This is a genomic window from Pelomicrobium sp. G1, assembly GCF_051905455.1.
GTDB lineage: Bacteria > Pseudomonadota > Gammaproteobacteria > Burkholderiales > UBA6910 > Pelomicrobium.
This window is the reverse complement of record NZ_JBQACR010000144.1, coordinates 1-388: the sequence shown is the minus strand read 5'-3', so window position 1 is coordinate 388 and position 388 is coordinate 1. Positions and strand designations below refer to the sequence as shown.

General features: G+C 51.3%; 1 protein-coding gene. It reads left to right on the top strand.

Features of this window, described 5'->3' with window-relative positions; genetic code table 11:
* Nucleotides 1–160: 160 nt before the first annotated feature.
* Nucleotides 161–388: histidinol dehydrogenase (locus tag ACTFO6_RS17905; RefSeq protein WP_439935765.1), on the top strand; the 228-nt coding region annotated here is incomplete at its 3' end.

Here is a 388-nt window from a genome sequence, read left to right as displayed (position 1 = left end):
GCATTTTATGATATCGATTACAACCCATTACCCTCTCGATAAGTGACTCCCATCAATAATAAATTGTTATTGCGTAGCAAGTTCCATATTTTTGACTTGACAAATCCCCTTGCTTCGCCAAATATTTTGTAATCGATTACAGATACAAGGCCCATTCCTCATGGCTATCCAATACCTCAAAAAGGCATCCAAGACTCCCGAAACGGAAACCGGCGCCGCCCAAAAAGTCGTGGGTAAGATGCTGGCCGAGATCGAGCGGCGTGGCGAGCAAGCGGTGCGCGAATACGCCCGGAAGCTCGACCATTGGACTGGCGAGATCCTGGTCAGCCCCGAGGAGGTGGAACGTCGCACCCGGGACATACCGGCGGAGACCAAGCGCGACATCGAA